Origin of the sequence: Streptomyces sp. NPDC058525, assembly GCF_042719495.1 — a bacterium.
In the GTDB taxonomy this organism is placed as follows: domain Bacteria; phylum Actinomycetota; class Actinomycetes; order Streptomycetales; family Streptomycetaceae; genus Streptomyces.
In genome coordinates this window covers 75,117-100,949 of the sequence record NZ_JBHXNP010000012.1, presented here as the reverse complement: position 1 = coordinate 100,949, position 25,833 = coordinate 75,117, and the positions used below count along the sequence as shown (strand labels likewise).

At 74.8% G+C, this 25,833-nt stretch carries 17 protein-coding genes; 15 read left to right on the top strand and 2 right to left on the bottom strand.

Annotated features, from left to right (window positions below; translation table 11 throughout):
- Positions 1-100: 100 nt before the first annotated feature.
- Positions 101-1,795, bottom strand: coding sequence for an AMP-binding protein (locus ACFWP3_RS09460; protein WP_384218036.1), 1,695 nt, complete (start codon positions 1,793-1,795; stop codon positions 101-103).
- A gap of 224 nt (positions 1,796-2,019) precedes the next feature.
- On the opposite strand from ACFWP3_RS09460, the gene ACFWP3_RS09455 reads away from it, so the two are divergent.
- The 14 genes from ACFWP3_RS09455 (at position 2,020) to ACFWP3_RS09390 (ending at position 20,329) form a co-directional block, all read left to right on the top strand.
- The gene (locus ACFWP3_RS09455) at positions 2,020-3,312 is read left to right on the top strand and encodes a condensation domain-containing protein (protein WP_384218034.1); all 1,293 of its coding nucleotides are present in this window, start codon (positions 2,020-2,022) and stop codon (positions 3,310-3,312) included.
- The gene (locus ACFWP3_RS09450) at positions 3,309-4,616 is read left to right on the top strand and encodes an MFS transporter (protein WP_384218031.1); all 1,308 of its coding nucleotides are present in this window, start codon (positions 3,309-3,311) and stop codon (positions 4,614-4,616) included. The genes ACFWP3_RS09455 and ACFWP3_RS09450 overlap by 4 nt, the downstream gene beginning before the upstream one ends.
- Positions 4,617-4,729: 113 nt before the next feature.
- Positions 4,730-7,174: an ATP-grasp domain-containing protein gene (locus tag ACFWP3_RS09445; protein WP_384218029.1), complete on the top strand. Its 2,445-nt coding sequence runs from the start codon at positions 4,730-4,732 to the stop codon at positions 7,172-7,174.
- Between the two features lie 107 nt (positions 7,175-7,281).
- On the top strand, positions 7,282-8,940 hold the full coding sequence (locus ACFWP3_RS09440; protein ID WP_384218026.1) for a carbamoyltransferase C-terminal domain-containing protein: 1,659 nt from the start codon (positions 7,282-7,284) through the stop codon (positions 8,938-8,940).
- A complete protein-coding gene (locus ACFWP3_RS09435) occupies positions 8,937-10,313 on the top strand; it encodes a KamA family radical SAM protein (protein ID WP_384218023.1) in 1,377 nt (458 codons plus the stop codon). The genes ACFWP3_RS09440 and ACFWP3_RS09435 overlap by 4 nt, the downstream gene beginning before the upstream one ends.
- Positions 10,310-11,590 carry a pyridoxal phosphate-dependent aminotransferase gene (locus ACFWP3_RS09430; protein WP_384218021.1) on the top strand — a complete coding sequence of 427 codons (1,281 nt, stop codon included), beginning with the start codon at positions 10,310-10,312 and terminating at the stop codon, positions 11,588-11,590. The genes ACFWP3_RS09435 and ACFWP3_RS09430 overlap by 4 nt, the downstream gene beginning before the upstream one ends.
- On the top strand, positions 11,587-12,300 hold the full coding sequence (locus tag ACFWP3_RS09425) for a maleylpyruvate isomerase family mycothiol-dependent enzyme (RefSeq protein WP_384218019.1): 714 nt from the start codon (positions 11,587-11,589) through the stop codon (positions 12,298-12,300). Before ACFWP3_RS09430 ends, ACFWP3_RS09425 begins: the two co-directional genes overlap by 4 nt.
- A 29-nt stretch (positions 12,301-12,329) precedes the next feature.
- The gene (locus ACFWP3_RS09420) at positions 12,330-13,505 is read left to right on the top strand and encodes an acyl carrier protein (RefSeq protein WP_384218016.1); all 1,176 of its coding nucleotides are present in this window, start codon (positions 12,330-12,332) and stop codon (positions 13,503-13,505) included.
- Between the two features lie 94 nt (positions 13,506-13,599).
- Entirely contained in the window at positions 13,600-13,866 is a 267-nt protein-coding gene (locus ACFWP3_RS09415; RefSeq protein ID WP_384218014.1) for an acyl carrier protein, read from the top strand.
- A complete protein-coding gene (locus ACFWP3_RS09410; RefSeq protein ID WP_384218012.1) occupies positions 13,863-15,056 on the top strand; it encodes an acyl-CoA dehydrogenase family protein in 1,194 nt (397 codons plus the stop codon). The genes ACFWP3_RS09415 and ACFWP3_RS09410 overlap by 4 nt, the downstream gene beginning before the upstream one ends.
- The gene (locus ACFWP3_RS09405) at positions 15,049-16,287 is read left to right on the top strand and encodes an acyl-CoA dehydrogenase family protein (RefSeq protein ID WP_384218010.1); all 1,239 of its coding nucleotides are present in this window, start codon (positions 15,049-15,051) and stop codon (positions 16,285-16,287) included. The genes ACFWP3_RS09410 and ACFWP3_RS09405 overlap by 8 nt, the downstream gene beginning before the upstream one ends.
- Positions 16,284-18,245 carry an AMP-binding protein gene (locus ACFWP3_RS09400; protein WP_384218008.1) on the top strand — a complete coding sequence of 654 codons (1,962 nt, stop codon included), beginning with the start codon at positions 16,284-16,286 and terminating at the stop codon, positions 18,243-18,245. Before ACFWP3_RS09405 ends, ACFWP3_RS09400 begins: the two co-directional genes overlap by 4 nt.
- Positions 18,246-18,362: 117 nt before the next feature.
- A complete protein-coding gene (locus ACFWP3_RS09395) occupies positions 18,363-19,400 on the top strand; it encodes a hypothetical protein (protein ID WP_384218006.1) in 1,038 nt (345 codons plus the stop codon).
- Positions 19,397-20,329 (top strand): CHAT domain-containing protein, encoded by a 933-nt coding sequence (locus ACFWP3_RS09390; RefSeq protein ID WP_384218087.1) that lies wholly within the window; start codon positions 19,397-19,399, stop codon positions 20,327-20,329. Before ACFWP3_RS09395 ends, ACFWP3_RS09390 begins: the two co-directional genes overlap by 4 nt.
- Here ACFWP3_RS09390 and ACFWP3_RS09385 read toward each other — a convergent pair.
- Positions 20,253-21,143 carry a hypothetical protein gene (locus ACFWP3_RS09385; protein ID WP_384218004.1) on the bottom strand — a complete coding sequence of 297 codons (891 nt, stop codon included), beginning with the start codon at positions 21,141-21,143 and terminating at the stop codon, positions 20,253-20,255. The two genes, ACFWP3_RS09390 and ACFWP3_RS09385, sit on opposite strands and share 77 nt — an antisense overlap.
- Positions 21,144-21,279: 136 nt before the next feature.
- Here ACFWP3_RS09385 and ACFWP3_RS09380 point away from each other — a divergent pair, with 136 nt between their 5' ends.
- A complete protein-coding gene (locus ACFWP3_RS09380) occupies positions 21,280-25,791 on the top strand; it encodes an AAA family ATPase (RefSeq protein WP_384218001.1) in 4,512 nt (1,503 codons plus the stop codon).
- Positions 25,792-25,833 lie beyond the last annotated feature (42 nt).

Here is a 25,833-nt window from a genome sequence, read left to right as displayed (position 1 = left end):
GAAACGATCATGCTGCGGTAGATGCTTCCGGCCGGTCCTGGGCCCCCGCTCGACGTCGGCTCGGGGTGTGCTCGCGTCCGGCCGGAGCCGCCCGCACCGCTCACAGCAGGGCCAGCAGCGCCGCCCGGTCGGTCTTGCCGTTGGCGGTGACGGGCAGGGCGGGAACCGACCTGACCTCCTGCGGCACCATGTAGGCGGGCAGGGTCTCGGCGCAGAAGGCGCGCACCCGGGCGGCGTCCGCACTCGCACCCGCACCCGCGCCCGCACCCGCACTCGCGCCCGCACTCGCACTCGCGCCCGCACCCGCGTTCGCACCGGCACTGGCACTGGCACTGGCACTGGCACTGGCACCGGCACCCGTACCCGGTTCCGGGACGACGAACGCGCACAGCACCGTGCCCTCGGCGCCGCGCTCCTCGGCGAACACCGCCACCGCGGCCGTCCCGGCGAGCTCCAGCAGCCGGCGTTCGACCTCCCCGAGCTCCACCCGGTTCCCGCGGATCTGCACCTGCGAGTCGGTCCGCCCCGTCAGCCGGAAGGCGCCGGACGGGTCGCGGTAGGCGAGGTCCCCGGTGCGCAGCAGCGGCTGCCCGGAGCGCGGCTCCAGCGGATCGGGGGCCAGCGCCGCCCTGGTGGCCTCCGGGTCGTCCCAGTACCCGGAGAAGAGCGCGGGGGTCCGCAGCAGGATCTCCCCGGTGGCGTACGGCTCGTCGACGACCCGGCCGTCGGCGTCGACCAGCAGCATCTCCGCGCCGGGGTGGGCCACGCCGATGGACAGGTCCGTCTCGTCCGCGGGCAGCGGCCGGGGCACCTCGGCGAAGGAGGCGGCCATGGACTCGGTGCTGCCGTAGCAGTTGACGATCCGCAGGTCGGGCCGGAGCTCCTGGACGCGGCGCAGCTGCGGCAGGGGGAACTTCTCGCCGCAGAACAGGATCGTGCGCAGCGAGCCGAGGGCGGCGAGCCGGCCGGCGTCGCGGCGCAGTACGGAAGTCCACAGCGACGGCACGCCGTTGACCTGGGTGACCCCTGCCTCGTGCAGCGCGGACAGGAAGCGCCGGGGCCAGCGCACCACCTCGGGCTTGAGCGGCACCACGGCGGCGCCGGCGCCCAGGGCCATGCCGAAGTTCAGCAGCGAGAAGTCGAACTGCAGCGGCGAGGTGGAGGCCACCCGGTCGTGCTCGGTGACCAGCCGTTCGGCCAGCATGCCGCGGTAGAACGCCACGACCGCGCGATGGCTCATCACCACGCCCTTGGGCCGTCCCGTGGTGCCCGAGGTGAAGATGACGTAGGCCGGGTCGGTCACCGACCGCTCGGTGCGCCTGCGCGGCCGGGGCGCGGGCGTGCGTTCGGCGCTCACCCCGGCCGCGGTGAACGTGGCCGTGCCCGTGGCCGCGGGGAGTTCGGTGCCGGGCGTGCCGGCGTCCCGCAGGTGCAGCACCGGATCCGTGGCGGCGACGATCGACAGCAGCCGCTCCCGCGGGGTCTGCGGGCTGACCGGGATGAAGGCCGCGCCCAGCGTGGAGCAGGCGAGCAGCGCGGCGAGGGCCGCGGCGGAGGCGTCGGCCTCCAGGACGACGCGGTCACCGACGCCGACCCCCAGCGCGGCGAGCCCCTCGGTGAGCGCGTCCACCGCCGTGGCCAGTTCCCGATAGGTGGTCTCCAGGGTCCCGCTATCGGCCGGCTCGATGACGGCCGGCCGGTCCGGGAAAGTCGCCGCGGCCGCCAGCAGGAATTCGTGCAGGAATTCCGCAGGTGAAGCGCCATAAGGAGGGGACAGTCGGTCGCCGTGGGTCATGTCGGGTCTCCCATTCGTCCTCACAGTGCGTCAATTGCCGCACTGGACATGCTTCAACAGGTTGTGTAATCGTCTCTCCAGTGGCGGAAAAAAGTTTCCGCAATGCAGAATTATCGATGCTCTTTCGAGAATTCTCGGAGCCTCGGTCGATTTCCGCTCGAGAGCAGCTAGAGAAGCGCTGGAAAACCATTCGAATAACACCGGAACTGGAGGTCGGTCCCCAAATGTTTCAGGCCATTCCGCTTTCCCTGGGCCAGCTGTCGGTCTGGCACGACATCCGGGATCTGCCCCCGGCCAGACGCCACGAGCCCAACAACGCCGCCGTCTGGACCCTCCCCCCGGGCACCGGCGTGCACCAGGCCCGCGGCGCCCTCGGCACGCTGGCCCGCCGGCACCCCTCGCTGCGCACCCGCTACGACCTGACCGACCCCGACGCGCCGCGCCAGCTGCCGGCCGACGAGGCCGCCACCGCCGTGCTCGACCAGGTCGAGGCCGACCCGGGAGACCCGGGCCAGGCCGACGCCGTCGCCGCCGAACTCGCCGCCCGCCCCTTCGACCTCGGCTCCGAACACGGCTGGCGCGCCCGCCTGTTGACCCACGGGGACACCGCCCGCGCCCTGGTCTTCGTCAAGCACCACATCGTCGCCGACGCCTGGGCGCAGGAGCTGCTCCGCGTCCAGCTGTCCCAGGCCCTCGCCGTCACCGCCCCCGCTCCCACCGCCGAGGCACCGGCGCCGGGTCCGGCCGAACTGGCCGCCGAGCAGTTCTCCGAGGCCGGGCTGGGCCGGCAGGCCGCGGCCCTGCGGCACTGGGAGCGGCTGCACACCGACACGCCCCGCACCGCCCTCCCGCACCGGCCCGCCGACCGGGGCACCGCCCTGCAGGCCACCCTCCGCTCGGCCCCCGCCCTGGCCGCCGCCCGCGTCCTCGCCGACCGCGCCGGGGTCTCCGTGGCCTGCGTGGTCCTCGCCGCCTACGCCCGCTCCGTGGCCCGGCTGTGCGCCGACGGCCGGGCCGAACCGGAGGCCCTGACCGTCCAGTTGATGAGCGCCAACCGGTTCACGCCCCGCTGGAAGGGCCTGGTCACCTCCATGAACCAGTGGGCGCCCGCGCTGCTCCCGCTGCCGCCCGCCACCAACCTCGTCGGCCTCGCCCGCGCCGCCAACTGGAGCAGCCTCACCGCCTTCCGGCACGGCATGCACGACGTCACCGCCGTGGCCCGGCTCCGTGACCGGGCCGCCGCCCCCGAACCCACCTGCGCCTACAACTTCGTAGCGCTGCCCGAGGGAGCCGCCGCCGCGGCCGCCGGCACCGGGCCCGAGCCGGGCGACCAGAGCCCCGCCCTGCGCTGGGAGACCCCGTTCACCACCATCGGACCGCGCTGCTACGCCCGCGCCGACGACATCGACGGCGTCCTGTCCGTCCGGCTCACCGTCCGCGACCTCGGCCGGGACCAGGTCGCCGCCCTTCTGTGGGACCTGCACGCACGGCTGCTCACCGAAGGGAAGACGGCATGACCGCGCCGACCACGCCCGTACCCGCCCAGGCCCCCGCACCCGCCCCCGCGCCCGCCGCCCCGCGCCCGAGCCTGTGGCGCAACGGCGACTTCCTCAAGCTGTGGTCCGGCCAGACCGTGTCGCTGTGCGGCACCTACGTCACCCAGCTCGCGCTGCCGTTCGTCGCCCTCACCGTGTTCGACGCCTCGGCCGCCCAGGTCGGCACCCTGACCGCCGTGCAGTTCCTGCCCGTCCTGCTGCTCACCGTGTTCGCCGGCCGCTGGGCGGACCGCCGCAGGCGCCGGCCCCTGCTCGTCGGCGCCGACCTGGTCCGCGCCGTCGCGCTGGCCGCCGTACCGCTCGCCTGGTGGGCCGACGGACTCAGCCTCGGCCTGCTCTACACGGTCGCCTTCGCCGTGGGCTGCTGCAACGCGGTCTTCGACGTCGCCTACCTCTCGTACCTGCCGAGCCTCGTCGACCGCCGGGACCTGGTCGCCGCCAACAGCAAGCTCCAGGGCAGCTACGCGGTCGCCCAGGTCGGCGGCCCCGGACTCGGCGGCCTCCTCATCCGCTTCGCGGGCGCCCCCCTCGCCCTGCTGATCGACGTGGCCTCGTACCTGGTCTCCGCCGTGAGCCTGCTCCTGATCCGCACCCGCGAGGACGCCCCGGCGCGGCCCCGCCCCGATGAGGACGGCGGACTGGCGCGCCAGCTCGGCGCCGGATTCACCTTCATCCTCAAGGAACCGGCCCTGCGCCTGCTCACCCTCAAGGGCGCCTGGTTCAACCTGTGTGAACAGGCCCTGCTCACCGTCTTCCTGGTCTACGCCGTACGGGAACTCGGCCTGGGCGCCGGCGCCCTGGGCACCTGCATCGGCCTCGGCAGCCTCGGAGCCGTGCTCGGCACCGTCCTCGCCCGCCGCGCCGGCCGGGCCCTCGGCGTCGCCCGCGTCCTGGTCGGCTCCATGCTCCTCGGCTGCGCCGCGCCCGCCGTCATCCTCCTGTCCGACGGCAGCGACCCGGCCTCCCTCGCCCTGATCACCGCTTCGTTCGCGGTGTTCAGCATCGGATTCACCGTCTTCAACGTCTACTTCGTCACCCTGCGGCAGACCGTCACCCCTCCGGACCGCCTGGGACGGGTCACCGCCGCCTACCGCACCGTGGCCTTCGGAACCTTCCCGCTCGGCGCCTGGGCGGGCGGCGCCCTCGCCGGACAGCTGGGCCTGCACACCGCACTCGTCGTGGTCTGCGCCGCCTTCGCGGCCGGCTGGCTGCTGTTCGCCGCCTCGTCCCGCGTGCTGCGTCCGCTGACCGTCTCCCTCGACTGAGCACACCGAGCCCACCGAGCAAGCCTGAGCAAGCCCGAGCAAGCCCGAGCACGCCCCGGCGACACCGGGCACGCTCCGCCGCCTTCCCGCACCCGCCCTCTGGAGGCTCCGCCATGCCCGAACACGTGATCATCATCCACCGGTGGACCGACCGCTACGCCGACTACGCCGCCTACGTCGACCACACCGCGCACCGCGTCAGCTACGTCACCACCGACCGCGCCGTCCGCTCGCTCCCCACCGGGCAGGCCGCCGGGGTGGCCCTCGTCGACAGCACCGAGAACGTCCCCGCGGTGCACGCCGGGGTCGCCGAGCTGGTGGCCCGCAGCGGCCCCCCGACCCGGATCGTCGCCCTCCAGGAGACCGACCTGGACCTCGCCGCCGAGCTCCGCGCCGCCCACGGCCTGCCCGGCACGCACCCCGCCGACCTGGAACCGCTGCGCGACAAGCTGGTCATGGCCCGTCGGCTGCACGCCGCCGCACTGCCCGCCCCCGCCACCGAGGAAGCCCCGGACCGGGCGGCCATCGCGGAGTTCGCCGCCCGCCACGGCTGGCCCGTGCTCGTCAAGCCCCGCCGCGGCACCGCCAGCGCCGCCATCACCCGCCTCGACGACGCCGCCCAGCTGGCCGCATACCGGCTGCCCGAGGGCACCGAGATGATCGTGCAGCCCTGGCAGCCGCACCAGGTGCTGCACGTCGACGGCGTCTACACCGGGTCCTGCCTCGGCGCCTGGCGGGCCTCCCGCTACCTCAACACCTGCCTGGAGTTCACCTCCGGCAGCGCGCTGGGCTCCGTGGAGATCGACCACGAGGCCACCCTGGAAGCCGTCGGCGCGCTCACCCTCGCCACCGCCCGGGCCCTGTTCACCGGACCCTCCGTCTTCCACCTCGAACTCTTCCGCGACGAACTCGGCGGGCTCTCCGTCCTGGAGATGGCCGCCCGGCCCGGCGGCGCCGAAGTCCCCTTCGTATGGCGCGAGGTGCACGGCATCGACCTGATGGCCGCCTCCTTCTCCCACCAGACCGGCCTGCCCGACACCTCGGGCACCGCCGTCGACGACCCCTCGCAGGTCGCCGGGTGGCTGCTCGTGCCCCCGTCCGAAGCCGCGCCCAGCCGGGTCCGCGCCGTCAGCTCCCACCAGGGCGACGGCCCCTACGCCGAGGCCCTCCCGGCCGTCGGCGCCCTCGTCACCGGCGGCGGCTACGAGCACGCCGGAGCCCGCTTCCGCTTCCGCGGCCACAGCACCGCCGAGGTCGAGACCGCCGTACGGCGCATCGCCCGGACCGCCCGGCTCGACACCACCGCGCTCGATCCCGAAGCCCCCGCCCGCGTCGTCGTCGTGGGCTGCGGCACCCCCGCCTACCGCTCGTACTCCCTCGAAGCGGTCGCGGCCCGCGCGGACGCCGCGCTCGTCCAGCCCGCCCCCGCCGACTGGCAGCTCCCGTACGTCCAGGACCGCCACCGCACCGCCGACACCAGGGACCCCGAAGCGACCGCCGCCGCCGTCGCCTCGCTCCTCGCCGGTCACGCCGGCCCCGCCGGAGTCCTGACCTGGGACGAGACCCTGCTGCGCACCACCGCCGGGGTCGCGGCCCGGCTCGGCCTGGCGCACATGAGCCCCGAGGCCGTCGACCGCTGCCGGGACAAGCTCACCACCCGCCGCATCCTGGGCGCCGCGGGCGTCCCCTCGGCCGGGTTCCGCCACGTCCGCACACCGGCCGAGGCCCTGGACGCCGCCGAGGCCCTCGGCTACCCCGTCGTCGTCAAGCCCCGCGCCCTGGCCGGCTCCATCGGCGTCACCCTCGCCGCCGACCCCGGCGAACTCGCCACCGCCTTCGAACAGGCCGCCGGATCGGCCTTCCCCGGCATCACCGGACTCGACGGCGTGATCGTCGAGGAGTACCTGACCGGTCCCGAGATCAGCGTGGACTGCGCCGTCCGGGGCGGCCGGGCCGTGGTGGCCAACGTCGCACGCAAGCGCCTCGGCTTCGCCCCCCACTTCGAGGAGGTCGGCCACCTCGTCGCGCCCTGGCGGCACGAACCCTGGGCCGACGCCGTCGAGACCGTGGTCACCGAGGCCCACGCGGCGCTCGGCATCCGCACCGGCCTCACCCACACCGAGCTGCGGCTCACCCCCACCGGACCGCGCGTCGTGGAGGTCAACGGCCGCCTCGGCGGGGACTTCATCCCGCTGCTCGGCGCCCTCGCCACCGGCGTCGACCTGGTCGCCGCCGCCGCCGACATCGCACTCGGCCGCACCCCCGACCTCACCCCGGCGCGGGACCGCTGCGCCGAGGTCACCTTCGTCTACCCGCCGCACGACGGGCAGGTCCGCTCCCTCGACCTCAGCGCCGCCGAAGCCGTCCCGGGCGTCGAACGGGTCGTCGCGCTGGCCGCCCCCGGCACCGAACTCCTCCTGCCGCCGCGCGGCATCGTCCCGCGCCTCGCCGCCGTACTGGTCACCGGGGACACCCCCGAGCAGTGCGCCACCGCCTCGGCGGCCGCCGCCCGCGCCGTACGCGCGGACGTCACCCCGCTGGTCACGGCCGCCGGCTGACACCCCGCCGGGCCCTGCCCGCCCCGCACCTCACGCAGTACCGCACCCCGTACCGACCGAACGCACGCGACACCACGACCGTACGCATCCGATGAAAGGCGACCACCATGTGGACCCTCGGCGTCAACGCACCCCCCACCGGCTGGCACGACACCGCCGCCTGCCTCGTCAACGGCGAGGGCGAGATCATCGCCTTCAGCGAGGAAGAGCGGATCAACCGCCACCGCCACTCGCTGTACCGCAAGCCCGTCAGCGCCGCCCGGCTGTGCCTCGAACGGGCCGGCATCAGCCCCGCCGACATCGACGTCGTCGCCCTCGGCTGGGACGTCGACCAGCTCTACCCCGGCCGCTTCACCAGCGACGCCGACTTCCTCGCGTACGCCGTCGGACTCGACTTCGGCAGCCGCCTCCCCGAGGTCGTCCGCGTCCCGCACCACGCCGCGCACGCCGCCTCCGCCTTCTACGCCTCGCCGTTCCGCAAGGCCGGCGTCCTGGTCATCGACGGCCACGGCGAGAACGAGTCCTCCAGCATCTGGACCTTCGAGGACGGCAAGGAGCCCCGCCAGGAACGCAGCTGGGGCCGCACCGCCTCCCTCGGCTACGCCTACGACGCCGCCTCCACCTGGCTCGGCTTCTCCTTCCTCAACGCCGGCAAGACCATGGGCCTCGCCGCCTACGGCCGGGCCGCCGGCATGCCGGCCGAGCAGCTCGTCGACATCCGCGACGAGGACTTCCGGCTCGCCATCGCCCCGCTCCCCGAGGCCACCGGCCAGGCCACCGCCGAGGACATCAAGCGGCAGTACGAGGCCCAGGTCGCCGCCTGGCGCGACCGCTACACCCGCATCGTCGGAGCCGACCGCCCGCAGGCCGGCGAGGAGAACCTCCCCGACGACCCCAAGGCCGTGGCCGTCGCCTGGACCGCCCAGCGCATCATCGAGGAGACCGTCACCCACCTCAGCTCCCTCACCCGCAAGATCTCCGGCGTGGACGAGCTCTGCCTGGCCGGCGGCGTCGCCCTCAACTGCTCCACCAACGGCACCCTGCCCGGCCCCCTGTACGTCCCGCCCGTGCCGCACGACGCCGGCGTCGCCCTCGGCGCGGCCTGGGCCGTCAGCCCGCCCAAGCAGCACACCGGCACGCTCAGCCCGTACCTGGGCAGCGACATCGGCAGCGCCGCCGGCCTGGACACCACCGGCCTGCACCGGACCGACCTCGACGTCGACGAGGTGACCCGGCTGCTGCTGGCCGGCCGCGTCGGCGCCGTCGCCCAGGGCCGCGCCGAGGTCGGACCCCGCGCCCTGTGCCACCGCTCCATCATCGCCTTCCCCGACAGCGCCGAGGTCAACACCCGGGTCAACACGGTCAAGAACCGCGAGCAGTGGCGCCCCTTCGCCGGCGTCACCCGCCCCGGATACAGCGCCAAGCTGTGGGAGCAGCAGGAGTACCTCAGCCGCTATATGCTCGGCGCCGCCAAGGCCACCGAACTGGGCCGGCAGGTCGCCCCCGGCGTCGTCCACATCGACGGCACCACGCGCCCGCAGGTGCTGCGCGGCGACGACGCCCCGCTCGTCGGAGCCGTCCTCGACACCCTCGAACGCCAGGGCGTCCCGCCGGTCCTGCTGAACACCTCCTTCAACGACAAGGGCGAGCCGATCGTCGACACGGCGGTCCACGCGGTCAACGCCTTCCGGGCGATGCAGCTGGACTTCCTCGTCCTCGACGACTCCCTCTACACGAAGGAGACAGGCCAGGGGGCAGCACGGTGACCACACCCGGAGCCCTCGCCACCGAACGCTTCACCGCCTACGGGCCGCACCACCTCGACGACATCGCCGCCCGCTACGGCCTGCCCGACGACATCCGCGAGACCGTCCGCCGCGTCTCCCAGGTGCTGCCGTTCCGCGTCAACTCCCACGTCCTGGACCAGCTCATCGACTGGGACCGGGTCCCCGACGACCCGATCTTCCAGCTCACCTTCCCCCAGCGGGGCATGCTCACCGCCGCCGACGAGGCGGAGATCGGCGGCCTGCTCGGCGACCGGGCCCGCCGGACCGAACTGCGCGCGGCCGTCGGCCGGATCCGCGCCGGCCTCAACCCGCACCCCTCCGGCCAGCGCGAGCTCAACGTCCCCCACCACGAGGGCCGGCCGGTCCCGGGACTCCAGCACAAGTACCGCGAGACCGTGCTGTACTTCCCCGGCCAGGGCCAGACCTGCCACGCGTACTGCACCTACTGCTTCCGCTGGGCCCAGTTCATCGGCGACGCAGACCTGCGCTTCGCGGCCCCCGACCCCTCCGGCCTGATCGGCTACCTCGGCGAACACCCCGAGGTCCACGACGTGCTCGTGACCGGAGGCGACCCGCTCATCATGTCCACCGAGCGGCTGCGCTCCCACCTCGAACCGCTGCTCGACGTGGAATCCGTACGCACCGTGCGCATCGGCACCAAGTCGCCCGCCTACTGGCCGCAGCGGTTCGTCACCGACCAGGACGCCGACGACCTGCTGCGGCTCTTCGAACAGGTCGTGGCCTCGGGACGGCAGCTCGCGGTGATGGCCCACTTCAGCCACCCCCGCGAACTCGACAACGACCTCGCCCGCCGGGCCCTGGCCCGCATCCGGGCCACCGGCGCCGTCGTCTACTGCCAGGCACCGCTGATCGCGCACGTCAACGACGACGCCGGGGTGTGGAGCGAGCTGTGGCGCTCCGAACTCGCCGCGGGAGCCGTCCCGTACTACCTCTTCGTGGAACGGGACACCGGCCCGCACGAGTACTTCAAGGTGCCGCTGGCCAAAGCCGTCGGGATCTTCCGCGCCGCCTACCGCACCCTGCCCGGCCTCGCCCGTACGGTCCGCGGCCCGGTCATGTCCGCCACCCCGGGCAAGGTCTGCGTCGACGGCGTAGAGGAGACCGCCGAGGGACGCTGGTTCCAGCTGCGCATGGTCCAGGCCCGCAACCCGGCCCTGGTCGGACGCCCGTTCCGGGCCCGCTACTCCACCACGGCCGCATGGCTCGACGACCTCCGGCCGCACCCCGACACCCCCGCCGACCTCGTGGACGCGCTGCGCGGCACGGCCGTCGGCACGGCGAGCGGGCCGGCGGCCCGTACGGAAACCGATCCGGCCCGGGAAGCGGCATGACCCAGCCGTCCCCGAACCTGACCCTCAGCCACCTCGTCGAACAGCGGCGCGCCGCCGGCGAGCCGCTCGTCAACCTCACCTTCGGAGAGGCGCGGCTGCCCGTGCTCCCCGAACTCGCACAGCAGCTCGCCGCGGGCGCCCACCGCGCCTCCTACGGGCCGGTCGCCGGCGCCGAGGACGCCCGCGGCGCCGTCGCCGGCTACTTCGAGCGGCGCGGCCTGCCCACCGATCCGGCCGACATCGTCCTCGCCCCGGGCAGCAAACCGCTGCTGATGGCCCTGAACCTGGCGGCGGACGGGGACGTCCTGCTGCCCCGGCCCGCCTGGAACACCTACGCACCGCAGGTCCGGTACGCGGGCAGGGAACCCCTGGCCGTACCGGTACCCGACGTGTGCGGGGGAGTCCCCGACCCCGGCGCGCTGCGCGGCGCGATCCGCCGCGCCCGCGCCGCCGGGCACACCCCGCGCCTGCTCGTCCTGACCCTGCCCGACAACCCCACCGGCACCTTCGCCCCGCCGGACCTGGTCCGCGAACTCGCCGCCGTCGCCGAGGCCGAGGATCTGCTGATCGTCTCCGACGAGATCTACCGGGACGTCCTGCACGACCCGGCCGCCCCCTTCCTCAGCCCGGCCGAGATCGTGCCCGAGCGCACCGTCGTCACCACCGGGCTGTCCAAATCGCTCGGCATCGGCGGCTGGCGCGTCGGCGCCGCGCGCTTCCCCGCAGGCCCCCGCGGCCGCGCGGTCCGCGACGGGGTCGTCGCCGCCGCGAGCGAGATCTGGTCCACCCTGGCCGGCCCGCTCCAGCAGGTCGCCGCCTACGCGTTCGCCGAACCGGAGTCCGTCCGCACCCGGATGGCCGCCGCGGCCCGCCTGCACGGAGCGGTGGCCCGCGCGGTGCACGCCCGCGCGACCGCCGCCGGCGCGCACTGCCGGCCGCCCACCGCGGGCTTCTACGTCTACCCGGACTTCGAACCGCTGCGCGCCCCGCTGGCCCGGCACGGCATCACCGGCTCCGCCTCGCTCGCCGCACACCTCCTCGACCACGGCGGCGTCGCCGTACTCGCCGGACACCTCCTCGGCGACGACCCGGCGGCCCTCCGCTTCAAGGCGGCCACCAGCCTGCTCTACGGGGACACGGAGCAGCAGCTGAGCGCCCTGCGGGCCGAGGACCCCACCGCCCTCCCGCACATCGCCGGGCAACTCGCCCGGATCGAGGAGGCCTTCACCCGTCTGACCAAGGGGCCCGGGCCCCACCGCAACCGGAGGTCGTCATGAAGTCCCTGCCGCCCACCCCGGAGACCTTCGCCCTCATCGCCGACGCGGGCGACCGGCTGCTGCACGACCTCGACGGGCTCACCGACGCCGACGCGGCCGCCCCCTCCCGCCTCGGCGGCTGGAGCCGCGCCCACGTGCTCAGCCACCTCAGCGCCCAGGTCGACGCCCTGGAGCGGCTGCTGCACTGGGCCCGTACCGGCACCGAGACACCCCAGTACGCCGACCGGCACGCCCGGGACACGGAGATCGAGGACGGCTCCCGGCAGCCCGCCGCCGCCCTCGTCGAGCGGGTACGGGGCTCCGCGGCCCGCTTCCTGACCACCGTCCGCGAGCTGCCCGACCCCGCCTGGCAGACCGTCGTCCGCCCCTTCACCGGCGAACTGTGCACCCCCGGACGGATCCTGGTGATCCGGCTGCGCGAACTCGAAGTCCACCACACCGACCTCGACCTCGGCTACGGCTTCGCCGACATCCCCCGGCCGGCCGCCGACGTCCTGCTCGACGACGTGTCCGGCTACCTCGCCGCGGCCGACGGCACCCCGCCCTGCACGCTGCGCGACGTCGCGGGCGCCCCGGTGGCCGCCTTCGGCTCCGGCGGGCCCGTCGTCACCGGACCGCGCGGCGCCCTGCTCGCCTGGCTCACCGGACGCTCGGCGGGGGAGGGGCTCACCGCGCCCGGCCCGCTGCCCGGGCTGCCCGCCTGGATCTGACGTACCGAACCACCCGGAAGGAACCCCAGATGAACGACCACGCGGCGCCGGCGCCGCTGCCCGAACGCCACGCGCTCGGCTCCGTGCACGCCGAACTGCTCGACTGCATCCAGGTCAACCTGGCCGTGCTCGCCGACCACCACCACGGGCCGGACACCCACCTGCGGCTCGGCTCCGCCCTGCGCTGGCACACCCGCCCGGGGGCCCACGGACTGCCCACCGTCGACCCGTCGCTCGACCAGCGGATCGCGGAGGCCGAACAACTCCTCGGCCTGAAGGCCAGCAGCCGCACCCGGCTCACCGGCGCCGAACTCCAGGACGTCGTACGGGCCCGGGGCACCACGCACTACGTCGTCGCCGACGCGCACGCCATGCCCTGGCTGCCCTACCACGGCCGCCGCCACATGGACCACAGCTTCCTCCTCGCACCCGGACCCGACGGCTTCCACGTCGCCGACGGCTACCGCACCGAGACCCCGTGGGGGCACGCGGTCCCCGGACACTGGGAGTTCGGCGCCGGCGACCTCGCGGGCATCGACACCGCGGAGGTCATCGCCTGGGCGCCGACGCTCCTCGACGCCACCGCGCCGCGGCCCGCGTACGACGGCGGAGACCCCGACGGCTACCTCGCCGCCTACGCCGACCACCCCGACCGCGCGGCCGCCCTCGAACAACTCGCCTCCGAGACCTGGCTGCTGGCCCGGGCCCGCGCCCTGCACGCCCGGTGGCGGGCCCGGCTGTCGCTGCCCGTGGACACCGAGCACCTGCGGCGCTGGGACCTGGTCGTGGAACAGTCCTACCTCGCCCACCGCAGGGTGGCGCGCGGCCGGACCGAACCGCCCGGCGTGCTGGACCGGCTCGCCGCGGCGCTCGCCGCCGACGCCACCGCGTTCGCCGCGCCCGCACCGCAGGCCGCCGCGGAGCCCGTGCGGCGCGAGGCCGTCGCGGACCCGGAGCTGCGGGAGGCCGTCGCGGGCATCGCCGCCTCCGTACTCGGCGCACCCCGCCAACACCTCCTCGACGGAGTCGAGTTCACCGCCTTCCCGACCTTCAGCTCCTTCCGGCTCGTGGAGCTGATCGAACGGGTGGAGCGCGACCTCGACGTGGAACTCGACGCCGACGAGCTGATCCCGGAGAACCTGCGCCGCGTCGACGACCTCTGCCAGATCGCCATCAGCCCCCGGGCGGCCGCCCCGGCTGCATGAGGCGCGTGCGATAAGCCGTACCGGTCTCCGTATCCGCATTCGTATCCGCATTCGCATTCGCATCCGCTCCACGCCCGAGGAAAGGACCCCTCCCATGGACCCCCGTTTCATCGAGATCCTCCGCCCCTCCGTCGACGGCTCCGCCGGCGTCGACATCACCTCCGACACCGACCTGCGCGCCCTCGGCATCGACTCGATGGCCGCGATCGAGCTGCTGTTCACGCTCGAGGACACCTTCGGGATCTCCCTGCCCGACACCGACCTCAACGACGAGACCTTCGCGACCGCCGGCAGCCTCTGGCAGGCCGTCTCCGCCCAGATCTCGCCGGGCCAGGGCTCCCCGGGCCAGGTGGCGGCATGACCACGGCCGTGACCACCGCCGAGGCCGCGTCCGCTGCTGCTGTCGAGGCCTTGGAGGCCGCCGAGGAGGTGGCCGCCGTCGCCGCCGAGCACGCGGCCCGCACCGACCGGGACGCGGTCTTCCCCGTCGAGGCACTCGACGCCCTGCGCCGCACCCGCCTGCTGGGCCTGCTCGTCCCCGCCGAACACGGCGGACCGGGCGGCACCCTGCGCGATGTCGTCGAGGTGACCGAGCGGCTCGGCCGCGCCGACCTGTCCGTGGCCATGATCTTCGCCATGCACTGCCAGCAGGCCGAGGCGCTGGTGCGCCACGCCCACGAGCCGCTGCGCTCCGCCCTGCTGCCCCGGCTCGCGGCCGGCGAGGTCTACCTCGCCTCCGTGACCACCGAGGAGGGCAAGGGCGGCCGGCTCCTCACCGCCGAAGCCGGCCTCGCCGAGCAGGACGGCCACCTGGAGATCGACCGGTTCGCGCCCGTGGTCACCGGCGGAGCCCACGCCGACGGCTTCCTCGTCACCATGCGCAGCCCCGGCGCCACCGCCGGGCACCAGGTCTCGCTCGTCTACGCCGACCGCGAGCAGCTCCACATCACCGGCGACGGGGACTGGCAGCCGCTCGGCATGCGGGCCAGCCACAGCGTGCCGCTGCGCCTCACCGGCAGCGTCCCCGGCCACCAGGTCGTCGGCGAGCACGGCGAGTTCTCCCGCATCGCCGGCGGGATCTTCGCCCCGTACGCCCACCTCGGCTGGTCGGCGGCCTGGCTCGGCACGGCCGCCGGAGCCCTCTCCCGCGTCCTGCGGCTGCTGCGCGCCCCGGACGGCCGGGGCCGCTTCGACATCGGCTCCGAACTGCTGCTGACCCGGCTGTCCCGGGCCCGGCAGCGGCTGGACACCGTCCACGCCCTGCTCCGCCACACCCTCGCCATGGTCGAGGAGGGCACCGAACTGCACACGCCCAGCGGCCAGTTGCTGCTCAACAGCCTGAAGATCACCGCGGCCGAGCAGTGCCACGAGGCCGTCGACGACCTGGTGACGGCGGTCGGGCTGCGCCACGGCTACCTCAAGGACTCGCCGACCCGCCTCGAACAGGCCCTGCGCGACCTGAGGTCCGCCGCCCTCAACTACAGCAACGACCGCCTCCACCTCGCCGACGGCCGCCTCGCCCTGCGCGACACGGGGGTGCGCCTTGTCTGACCTCGGCATCCGCGTCCTGCCCGGTACGCCGCACGAGACGCGGGACGGTACGCCGCACGAGGCGCGGGACGGTACGCCGCACGAGGCGCGGGACGGTACGCCGCACGAGGCGCGGGACGGTACGCCGCACGTCACGCTTGACGGCGCTCTGGAGGCCCTGCCTCCCGGGGCCTCCGGCGCCGAGGTCTGGTCCGCCCTCGGCGGCGCGGGCCATCTGGCCGCCTGCTACCGGGACGGCGACCCGCGCCGCGGGGTGCGCCCCGCCGCGCTCGCCCGGCTGCTGGCCGCCACCGACGCCCGCTTCGGCATCCCCGCCACCCTCTCGGTGAGCGTGCCGCTGGCCACCACCCTGCCGGTCCTGGCCACCGGCACCACCGACCCCGCCCGCCGCGCCCTGGAGGACGCCCTCGCCGGACGGGTCACCACCGCCCTGGCCGCCACCGACGCCACCGCGGGCACCGACCTCAGCGGCCTGCACACGGCCGTCCACGTCGACGGGGACACCGTCGAGGTCACCGGCGAGAAGCAGTGGATCGCCAACGCGACCACCGCCGCCTGGTTCCTGGTCCTGGCCCGCCTGCGCCCCGGTCGCCACTTCACCTCCTTCACCTGGGTGCTCGTCCCGGCCGACGCGCCCGGCGTACACGTCCGGCCCGCCGACTCCTCCCTCTACGCGGCATCCGGCACCGGCCACGTCCGCTTCGACGGCGTACGCCTGACCGCCGGTCACCTCGTGGACCGGGTGGGCATGGGCCTGCCCTCCTTCGCCCGGCACATCGCCACCGAGCGGCTCGCCGGAGCCCTGTGGGGAGTCGCCCTCTGCCGGCGCGTCCTGGCCGACACCCGGACCCGGCTGGCCGCACGGGCCCACGGCGAGGCCACCCTCTGGGACAACGAGGCCATCCGGCAGCGGTTCGCCGCCTGCCTGGTCCGCACCCAGGAACTGAACGCCCTGTGCGAGCAGTTCGCGGAACCCGTGGCCCGCCGCTACGACACCACCGCGGCCGCCACCCTCAAGGCGGCGGCCGGGGCCACCGTCGGCCAGGTGCTCGGCGAGTGCGCGCAGTGGTGGGGAGCCGCCGGGTTCGCCGACGGATCAGTCCAGCAGACCAGGGCGCAGGCGGCCCTGTTCGGGATCGGCGGCGGCGCCACCGAGGTCGTCCTCGCAACGCTCGCCGACTCGGCCGAGCAGGTGCTCGCCCGCCTCGAACCCCGAGGAGACACACGATGACCGCACCGGCATCCACCCCGGCGACCACGGCTGCACCGAGCCCCGCGACCACGGCTGCACCGAGCCCCGCGACCACGGCCACAGCGGCACCGGCGTCCGCACCCACGTCCGTACCGGCACCGGCGGCCACGCCCGCATCCGCACCCGCGTCCGTACCGGCGCAGGCGGCCACGCTCGCATCCGCACCCGCGTCCGTACCGGCGCAGGCGGCCACGCCCGCGTCCGCACCCGCGTCCGTACCGGCGCAGGCGGCCACGCCCGCGTCCGCATCCGCGTCCGTGCAGGCGGCCACGCCCGCGTCCGCATCCGCGTCCGTGCAGGCGGCCACGCCCGCGTCCGCACCTGCGTCCGTGCAGGCGGCCACGCCCGCATCCGCACCCGCGTCCGCACCGGCGGCCACGGAGGCACCCGCACCCGCACCGGCGCCCCCGCCCCCGGCCGCGCCCGACGGGCACCGCACCCTCCATGACTGGTTCGCGGGCTCCGTGGCGGCCCACGCCACGCTGCCCGCGCTGGAGGCCGCCGGCCGCGTCGTCAGCTACGCCGAACTCGACGACCTGGCCGGCCGGATCGCCGCCGCCCTCCTCGACCACCTCGGCGGCCGCGCCCCGCGCAGGGTCGGCCTGCTCGCCGGGCGCACGCTCGTCGCGTACGCCGGATACCTCGCCGTCCAGCGCCTCGGCGCCGCCGTCGTGCCGCTCGGCCCGGCCTTCCCGCACGCCCGCCACGTCACCGTGGCCCGGGCCGCCGCCCTGGACGCCGTACTCGCCGACGAACACGCCGCGCCCGGCCTGACCCTGCCCGCGCCCGTCCTGCGGCTGACCGACGGCGGTCTCGACGCGCTGGCCGCGGGCTCCGCGCCGCCGCCGGTCCAGGGCGGACCCGGCGACCTCGCCTACATCCTGTTCACCTCCGGATCCACCGGCGTGCCCAAGGGCGTCCCGGTCCTCCAGCGCAACGCGGACGCCTTCCTGCGGCAGGTCGTCCCCGCGCACGACGCCGGACCCGGCGCGCGGCTCTCCCAGACCTTCGACCTCACCTTCGACCCCTCCGTCTTCGACATGTTCTGCGCCTGGGGCTCCGGCGCCACCCTCGTCGTCCCCGACCGCACCGAGCTGCTGACCCCGGTCCGGTTCGCCGCCCGGCGCGAGCTGACCCACTGGAACTCCGTACCCTCCCTCGTCTCGCTCGCCCGGCGGCTGCGCCAGCTCCGGCCGGACAGCCTCCCGGCCCTGCGCCGCAGCGTCTTCTGCGGCGAGCCGCTGACCCTGCAACAGGCGGAGGCCTGGCGGCTGGCCGCCCCGTACAGCACCGTGGAGAACGCGTACGGTCCGACGGAGCTGACCGTCACCTGCACCGGCCACCACCTGTCCGGGGAGCCGGACACCTGGCCGCGCACCTCCAACGGCACCGTCCCCATCGGCGGCCCCTACCCCGGCCTGGAGGCGCTCGTACGCGACGGCGAACTGTGCCTGCGGGGCCCCCAGCGCTTCCCCGGATACCTGGACCCCGCCGACAACACCGGCCGTTTCCTCGCCCCCGACGGCAGCCCCTGGGACCCGGCGACGCCGCTCGGCGACGACCACTGGTACCGCACCGGCGACCGGGTCACCGCCCTGCCCGACGGCGGCTACCTCCACCAGGGCCGGCTCGACCAGCAGGTCCAGGTCAACGGCTACCGCGTGGAACTCGGCGAGGTCGAGGCCGCCCTGCGCGAGCAGGACGGCGTCAGCGAGGCGGCCGTTATCGCCGTCCCGAACGCGGGCGGCGGCACCGAACTCGCCGCCGCCTGCTCCGGCCCGCGCCCCGACCGGGCCGCCGCCCTCACGGAGGCCCTGCGCGCCCGCCTGCCCGGCTACATGGTCCCCGCCACGCTCACCGTGCTGGACGCCCTCCCGCTCAACGCCAACGGCAAGACCGACCGCACCGCGCTGCGCACCCTCCTGACCGCTGCCTGAGGGAACCGGTAGAGGATGAAAGGACGTTGGAAGGGGGTGGAGTGACGTACGGTTCACACCACGTGGCACATGCACGCATGACGCGTGACGCGTGACGCATGACGCAGGGGGGCGGTCATGTTCGGTTGGGCACTGCTCAGGCTCTGGGGCGCGCTGCGGGCCTCCGAGTTCACCGGGCCGGAGCCGACGGACCCGGCCGCGGCGGGGGAGCGCGTCCGAAGGCTCGGCACGCTCCCGGCCGAAGAACTGCTGCGCGTCATCGGCAGGGACGGCCGGCCGGGGCCCGGGCAGCTCTGCGCGGACCTGGTCGCGCTGGCGGCCGGCGCGGGCACCGACTGGCAGGACGCCGAGACGGCCGAGGCGATGGGGGAGGTCCTGGCGGCCGCCGGGATGGCCCTCGCGGCGTCGGGCGAGGGCCGCGAAGGCCGTGACGTCCGCACGGCAGGCGAGCGTACGGTGGTCGAGGCCCACGTCCTGCGGGGCATCGCCGCCGACCGGGCGCGGGACGGCGAGGAGGCGCATCGGCAGTTCTCCCGGGCCGACCACCGAGGCAGCGCCGTGGGGAACCCGGTCGCGGTGGCCCTCGGGCGCATCGGGATGCTCGCCACCGCGGAGACCGCACCGGAGGCCGAGAGCCTCCGCGACTCCCTGGACCGGGCGCTGGAGCCGCTGGAGCAGCGGGCGGGCCAGGGGCCGGGCGCCGCCGTCGAGGAGGTGCGCCGGGCGACGGGGGTCCGGGTCTCGGCGCGGGAGGCCGCACACCGGTGGTGGGAGGCCGGGGAGCCCGTCCCGGCGCGGGACCCGCTGGAGCGCTGGCTGTCCGAGCACCGCGGCGGCGACGCGGAGGAACTGTTCGGAGCCTTGCTCCACGGACTGGCGCGGTCCGTGGCCGTGGAGGACGGCCGGGTCGCGGACCGGGCGCGGCTGCTCGACGCCGTGTTCGCGGCCCACCCCCGGTTCGCCGTCTCGGCGTCGACCTGGCCGACCTGGTGCGGGCCCAGCAGACCGACCCGGCGCTGCGGCGCCGCATCCAGGACGAGCGCGCCGAGGTGTACGCACTGCTCACCCGCTACCGGGTCGACGGCTACGGCAGCACGGAGGCGGCGTTCACGGTCTCCGAGCGGCTGCGCGCCCGCTCCCTGCTCGACGCCATGAGCACGGCCGAACTCCGCCCGCCCGCGGGCGTGCCGGGTGAACTGCTCGCCCGGGAAGCCGCCTTGCTGCGCGAGCGGACCGCCGTAGGACAGGCGGCCCACACCGACTGGGCCCTGCACCACGACATCGGCCGGAAGCTGGCCGCCGTATGGTCCGCGATCGCCGAACGCTGTCCGGCGGCCGAGGAGTACGTCGCCATCCGCTGCGCGGCGGTGGCATCACCGGGCGCCGTCCTCGAGGAACTCGCGGGCGAGCGGGTCGTGGTGGCCTCGTACGCACACCTCGGCGACGGCCGCACCGTGCTGTTCACCCTCGACCCCCGCAGCGGTCTGGCCGTCACCGGGATCGACGCGGACTCCGGGCGGATGCTCCGCTTCATCGAGGACAACCTGGGCGGCGCGGGCCGGGTGCGCGAGATGGCGACCGACATGCCCGGGCTCTTCCAGCAGGTGCTCGGCCCGCTGGTGGCCCCGCTGAAGGGGCTGACCACCCCCGGGGACACCGTGCCGATCTGCCCGACCGGGGCCCTGCACAACGTAGCGTTCCACGCCCTGTCACCGGACGGCGGCGCCACCCTCCTGGACCGCAACCCGGTCGGCTACCTGCCCAGCGTCTCCCTGCTCCGTACGCTCGGCCACCGCACGGCGGGCGGCGGCCGGGGCGCCGTCGTGCTCGGCGACCCCGGCGGGGACCTGCCCCACGCCCGCTCCGAGGCGCGGCTGCTCGGCGCGCGCCTGGGGACGAACCCGCTGATCGGCGAGGCGGCCACCCGCGAGCGGGTGCTGCGCGACATGGCCGGCGCGGAGATCCTGCACGCCGCCTGCCACGCCTCGTTCCAGGACGACGACGCCGTCACAGCAGCCGGGCCTTCGCCAGGCGTTCTGCCACCGCCGGTTTGTCCAGGTAGCGGCGGACGTCGTGGGCGTTGAGCTTGCCGTTGTTGACCTTGATGTCCGTGACGGCGGCCGCGAGGTGGTTCAGGCCGCCGAACTTGTTGACCGGGTCGTTGGGTGCGTAGAGGTTGGTCCATTCCACCCCCGCCGGAACCGTCAGCGGGGCACCGGCCGTGTGCACGCCCTTCCTGACGGCCAGCCAGCTCAGCGGCGAGCCGCACGTGATCAGCGACATCACCCCAGGACTCCCATCCGCCGCGGCCGGAACCTCGCCCCGGCTGAGCATGTCGTAGAACACGACGCTGCCCAGCGAATGCGCGATGACCATCCGCGCGCCCGTCGCCGCCAGCGCCGCCCCCACCTCGGCCCGCACCGCGGCCCCGGTCTCCTCCTGGCGCAGGTAGCCGTGCGCCTCGCGGACCAGCCACAGCAGACGGTCCGTCACGCCCCTGCCCGCCACCCGGTCCACGGCCTGGGCCCGCCGCAGGATGCGCGGTGTGAGCCGGCCCGCGCCCAGTGTCTGGCCGGCCATCGGGGAATCGTCCTCCAGGGCGACCGCCGACGGCGCGTACGCGGCCAGGGCGTCCAGGATGAATGCCTCTTCCGTCTCCTCCACGGGGGCTTCGTCATCGGCCGGGTCCGGGCCCAGGCGCATGAACCGGGTCGCCGTTTTCGGGTACACGCCCTGGTACGAGGGGACGGTGAGCTGGACGGGACCTGCCGTCGCCCCGTCCCCGGAGGCGGCCAACGCCTTGGCCACCGACTCCTGCCAGGTCCGGCTCAGACCCTCCGTCGTGGCCGACGCCCCCTGCTTGATGCCGTGCACCCCGACGACCTGCAGCACGTTCACGCGCTCCCCCTACCCGCCCGTCCACCGGGCCTCTGCTCTGAGTCGATCGTAACCACGGCCCCGCCGGCGGCTCCCGATAGGCTGAGGAAGCCCTGCGCACGCACCTCGCGCGGGGCAGGGGAGCAGGGGGAGAGCTGTGAGTGCCGAGGAGCTGGAGGGGATCGTCCGGCGGCGGTTGGTCGTGGTGGCGGTGGACGGGTACAAGAACAGTCCTCCGGGGTTCGATGAAGCCATTGCCCAGCAGGTTGAACGGATCACGGCCTGGCTCGCGGACCCGGCGCTGGACGATGCCCGCCGCTTCGAGGTGAGTCAGGCGCCGTCGGTGCGTTCGGTCGGGGAGTTGCGCGCATTCCTGGGCAAGGAGAACCTCGCCGCGGCCGAGTACCAGGAAGCCGTTGTCGTCTACATCACCGGCCACGGTGTGCGTCGGGTCGCGCCCCGGCACTTCCTCACGCTCGCGGAGACGGACGAGGAGCGGCCGTTCGCGACGGCCTTCCCGACGAGCGAGCTCGTCACCGCGGTTTTGGACAGTGAGTCCGAGCATGTGCTGGTGCTCGTCGACTCGTGTTTCTCCGGCACCCTGGACACCGAACTGACCAGCCTGCTCGAGGCGCTGGGCAAGGATCGGCGCGGGCACGACGGAGCGGCCGTGGTCACGGCCGGGGACCACGACGTTCAGCCTCTGGTGGGCTCGTTTACCGAACGTGTGGCGCTGGCCTGGGAGCGGATGCGGGACGAGGCCGCCGGGTACACCGCCCCGTATCTGTCTTTCCAGGAGTGGGAGCAACTGCTCGACGAGGTCGGCTGGGACGAGCGGGGTGTGGAGAAGAACCTCGTGGACGCCCGGTGGATCGTCCCGCGTTCGCGGCGGCGCGGCCTGAGTGCCTGCCTGCCCAACCCGCGCTACCGGCCGCCCGTCAGCACGGCCGGCCCGGCGCTGCGCCAGCTCGCCCTGACCGCGACGGCCGCGGACGCCGACGCGGACGAGGAGGCGGACGCCCTCGACGAGTTCTGGCCGGAGCGTGCCTCGGGACGGGCCGCCGCCGACGACGCCGGCTGGTACTTCAGCGGCCGGGCCGAGCAGATGAGCCGTATGACCGGCTTCCTGCGCGACGGCGAGGGCGTCCTCGTGGTCACGGGCGCGGCCGGCTCCGGCAAGTCGGCGCTCCTGGCCCGCCTGGTCACCCTCTCCGACCCCGGGTTCACGGCGGATCCGCGGCACGCGGCCATGGTCGCGGCTATCCCCGAGAGCCTGCGGCCCGAGCCCGGGGCGATCGACGTCGCCGTACTGGCCCGCAACAAGTCCGCCGGGGCGGTCGTACAGGACCTGGTCACCGGACTCGGCCACGGACACGGCGGACAGCCCTCCGGGCCGGCTGCGGCCCACCTGCCCCTCCAGTCCCTGCTGCGGCAGGTGATGGAACGGACCGGGACGTCCCGGGGGCCGGTCACCGTGGTCATCGACGCGCTGGACGAGGCGGACGACCCGCTCGCCGTCTTCAACGACGTCGTCCTGCCGCTCGCGCGCCTGCGCGGGCCGGGCGGGGCCCGCCGCGTCCGGCTCCTCCTCGGGATCCGCAGTTCCCCCGACGTGGCCTACCCGGCCGGCGACGACCTCGTCGACGAACGCGCCGACCAGCTGCTGCTGCGGCTGACCGAGGCCCTGAAGGACGAGGGCCTCGCGCCCGCGATGCTGCGCAGCGACGGCCCCGACTGCGCCGGCGACATCGCCGCCTACGCCGCCACCCTGCTGCTCGCCCCGGCCGACAGCCCGTACCACGGCGCACCCGAGGCGGCCGCGGAAGCGGCGCAGATCACCGCGGACGCGGTCGCACCCTCCTTCCTCGACGCCCGCATCGCCGCCGACCAGTTGCGACGGGCCCAGACCCGCCAGGACCTGACCGAGTACGGGTGGCAGGAGCGCCTCGCCGACGGCACCAGCGGGCTGCTCCGCGAGGACGTCCAGGCCGTCTCCCGCAGCACCGGTGTCCCGGCCGAGCTGCTGGTCGCCGCCCTGCGGGCCACGGCCTTCGCACCGGGCGCCGGCCTGCCCTGGGCCGAGGTCTGGCCCGCCGTCACCGCCGCACTCGCCACGCCGGCCGCACTCGCCACGCCCGGCGCGCTCGCTGACGGCCCTGGGGTCGGCACGGACGCCGCCGAGCACGCCATCCGGACCCTGCGCACCAGCCGCCTCACCGGCTACCTGGCCACCGCTGAGGAGGACGCCCGTACCGTCTACCGCCCGGTCCACCAGCGGCTGACCGACCTCCTGCTCGCGAACCCCGAGTGGCTGCTGGTGCGCTCCTCGGTCCAGGCCTCGCACTGGTGGCGTCCGCCCACCGCGGCGCAGGCCCTCGCCGCGGCCCACGCCTCCATCACCGCGGCGCTGGCCGACCTGGTCGAGCGGTCCCGGCCGCACCCCGCCCACCCGTACGTCCGCAGGCACTACCTCCACCACGCGGCGGCCGGAGAGGTGCTGGACGACCCGAGCGTGCCGCTGGACCTGCTGGCCCAGGAGACCTCCGGCACCCTGCGCGCCCGCCTCGGCCTGCCCCTGCCGACGGCGGACCCGCGGCTGCGCACGCTGACGGCGGCGGCACTCATCGAGCCGTACGTCGACGACACCGTGGACCAGGCCTCGCGCACGGGCAGCATCGCCTTCCAGCGGGGCGTACGGGGCGAGCCGTGGGAGGCGCCGGACACGCTGCCGGCCACGCTGACCTGGGGCCGGTGGGCGGCACGCGTGAACGTCCTCGCACCGACGCGGGGGGAAACGACTGACCTGTGCGTACTGCCCACGCTCGACGGACGGGCCCTGATCGCGGTGCTGTCGGAGGCCGGGACGGTACGGATCTGGGACGCCTCGACCGGTCGGCGGACGGCCGAACTCGGCCGCGGGAACGGGAAGGTAGGGGGCCTGCGCCCCATCCGCGCCACGGGCGGCCGGACGTTCCTCGTCACGTGGGGCTTGAGGGGCGTCACCATCCACGACTCGGGCTCGGGCCAGCCCCTCGCCGCCTTGGCCCGCAGCCATGTCCTCGACGTTCACGTTCTCGAGGACGGGGCCGCCCGGTGGAAACTGTTCGTCATCACGGCGCAGGGCACGTTCGTGTGGAGGCCGAGTGCTCGTGGCACGGGCGAGGTCATCACCGTCGAAGGCTTTCCGCGGGCGTCGCTGAACAGCCGGAGCTGGACCGCAGTGGTGCGTCGGGCGAGTGGACACGCGCTCGTGGCCTTCTCGGCCACGGAGGGCATCCGCCTCTGGGATCCGTTCTCGGGCCGGACCGGACACCCCCCGTTCGGGGGGTCCGGAGCCCGTGTGCACGAGACCGTGTCCCGGCCCGAGAAGGACGACCTGCTCATCGTCGGCAGTGGACCGGAGTCGCACTCCCTTACGGGGCTCTGGGATCCCTTCCGGGGCGAACCGGTGCGACCCAACCCGCTCAGGGGCCGCCCCCTGGCCGTACTGCCCGACGGCGAGGCGCTGGTCTACTCCCGGGGCAGCCGCATCATCGTCCAGAACATCCACGGCCGCTGGGAGGAGTCGTTCGAGGCCGACCACCCCCGCGTCGACTGCCTCGCCTTACTGGACGAACCCACCGGTCCGCGGCTCGTCTCGGCAGGTCCGGAGGGGATCAGGCTGTGGGACTACGCCCGCGAAGCGGCTCGGTACGAGGACGGCCCGGCCGAGGTGCTGTACGCGGCGCCGTTCAGCCTGGCCGGAGAACGCTCCAGGATGTGGCCCCTGTGCAGGACGGGCTATCCGGGCCTTGACGGCACCGGAGATGTCCTCGTCGTCGGAACCCGCCTCGGTCTGGACGTCCACGACGCCGTGACGGGGCGGCTGGTGAAGCAGCTGGACACCGGCCCGGTCCTCGTGGTCGAGCCGATCCCGTCACCTCCTGGGAGCGCGTGCGTGGTGGTCGGGGGCCGTGGCGCCTGGTCGGTGTGGGATCTGGTGTCCGGCGAGGCCCTGTCCGTGGGCGGAGACCGTCGCCCGGGCTCACGGCTCTACGTCACCAGGACGGCCACCGGACTGCCGATGGTCGTCAGCATGGAAAGCGGGCGACAGATCCGCTGCACGGTGTGGGATCCCGCCGATGGCGCGGGGGCCTCGGCCACCCCCGAGCCCCGCCCGCCCATCGGGCGCGCGAACTTCCTCGTACCCCTCCCCACACGGCCCGGCGAAGCCCAAGTGCTCGCTGCGGTGGGTACGCACATCGAGCTGGTGGAGCTCGACTCCGGCCGCCGCGTCGCCACACTGCAACGACCCGACAGCTCCCGGTCGTTGCTCCGACGCGCGTGCGTCCTCCCGTCCCACGGCCGGGTGCTGCTGGCCGCCGCGTCCTCCACGGACATCCAGGTCTGGGACACGACCGACGGCCGCCCGGTCGCCAGTTGGGAGACTCCGGGCACCCTCGCCCTGGCCGGCGTCCCCCTGCCGGACGGCCGTACGCTGCTCGCTTCCGGTGTCGCGGGCGGTGTCCGCCTCTGGGACCCGCTGACCGGCGAAGTACGGCACACCCTGCTCACCGGAGCCCCGGTCCACGCCCTGGCGACCGGGCCCGGCCCGACGGGCCGGGCCGCCCTGCACGTCCACGGCCCGGCCGGCCTGGCGACGCTGACGCTGGACGAGTCACTGCTGTGAGCCGCGACCGAGACCTGCTTCGGCCGGAGGGCTGAGGTCCCG

Bases quoted from the DNA above. Each gene is read 5' to 3' on its own strand.
- ACFWP3_RS09410 (WP_384218012.1), top strand. From the start codon at position 13,863: ATGACCACGGCCGTGACCACCGCCGAGGCCGCGTCCGCTGCTGCTGTC.
- ACFWP3_RS09420 (WP_384218016.1), top strand. From the start codon at position 12,330: ATGAACGACCACGCGGCGCCGGCGCCGCTGCCCGAACGCCACGCGCTC.
- ACFWP3_RS09440 (WP_384218026.1), top strand. From the start codon at position 7,282: ATGTGGACCCTCGGCGTCAACGCACCCCCCACCGGCTGGCACGACACC.
- ACFWP3_RS09415 (WP_384218014.1), top strand. From the start codon at position 13,600: ATGGACCCCCGTTTCATCGAGATCCTCCGCCCCTCCGTCGACGGCTCC.
- ACFWP3_RS09425 (WP_384218019.1), top strand. From the start codon at position 11,587: ATGAAGTCCCTGCCGCCCACCCCGGAGACCTTCGCCCTCATCGCCGAC.
- ACFWP3_RS09460 (WP_384218036.1), bottom strand. From the start codon at position 1,795: ATGACCCACGGCGACCGACTGTCCCCTCCTTATGGCGCTTCACCTGCG.
- ACFWP3_RS09450 (WP_384218031.1), top strand. From the start codon at position 3,309: ATGACCGCGCCGACCACGCCCGTACCCGCCCAGGCCCCCGCACCCGCC.
- ACFWP3_RS09430 (WP_384218021.1), top strand. From the start codon at position 10,310: ATGACCCAGCCGTCCCCGAACCTGACCCTCAGCCACCTCGTCGAACAG.
- ACFWP3_RS09445 (WP_384218029.1), top strand. From the start codon at position 4,730: ATGCCCGAACACGTGATCATCATCCACCGGTGGACCGACCGCTACGCC.
- ACFWP3_RS09390 (WP_384218087.1), top strand. From the start codon at position 19,397: ATGAGCACGGCCGAACTCCGCCCGCCCGCGGGCGTGCCGGGTGAACTG.
- ACFWP3_RS09400 (WP_384218008.1), top strand. From the start codon at position 16,284: ATGACCGCACCGGCATCCACCCCGGCGACCACGGCTGCACCGAGCCCC.
- ACFWP3_RS09395 (WP_384218006.1), top strand. From the start codon at position 18,363: ATGTTCGGTTGGGCACTGCTCAGGCTCTGGGGCGCGCTGCGGGCCTCC.
- ACFWP3_RS09455 (WP_384218034.1), top strand. From the start codon at position 2,020: ATGTTTCAGGCCATTCCGCTTTCCCTGGGCCAGCTGTCGGTCTGGCAC.